Below are 533 nucleotides of genomic sequence, written 5' to 3' on the forward strand. Positions count from 1 at the left end.
TACTACCTCGGCCAGATCTACCGTCGTGGCTACCTGGGCCAGGTCTACCCACAAAAGGCCCTGGACCACCTGCTGACCGCCGCGCGCAACGGCCAGAACAGCGCCGACTTCGCCATTGCCCAGTTGTTCTCCCAGGGCCGCGGCACCCAGCCCAACCCAGTCAACGCCTACGTCTTCAGCCAACTGGCGAAGGTCCAGGACACACCGCAGGCCAACGAGCTGGCGCAACAACTGGAAAGCCAATTGCCGCCTGCACAGCGCGCCGAAGCCCAACGCCTGCTGCAACAAGAGCAGGCCGTGCGTGGGGCCTTGAGCCAGAACGCGCTGCAACTGCACGCCCTGCAAGAAGACGGCGAGGAAACCCTATGACGCTCCCCCCACTCAATACACCTCCTGTAGCCGCTGCCGCAGGCTGCGATCGAGCGCAAAGCGCTCGCCACACCAGCCCCCGCCAATCGCGGCCGCTGCGCGACCGGGCGCAGCCTGCGGCAGCAGCTACAGGCAAGCGTTTCAGCCTGTCGAAACTGGGCATG

1 pseudogene is annotated in these 533 nt (G+C 65.7%); it reads left to right on the forward strand.

Going from position 1 to position 533, the window contains the following annotated elements:
- Window positions 1-369, forward strand: a pseudogene (locus Q7C21_RS22885) (alginate biosynthesis protein AlgK); the annotation flags it as partial.
- Window positions 370-533: the final 164 nt, after the last annotated feature.

The sequence above is a fragment of the Pantoea sp. ANP04 genome, from assembly GCF_041982285.1.
Classification (GTDB): Bacteria; Pseudomonadota; Gammaproteobacteria; order Enterobacterales; family Enterobacteriaceae; genus Pantoea; species Pantoea eucalypti.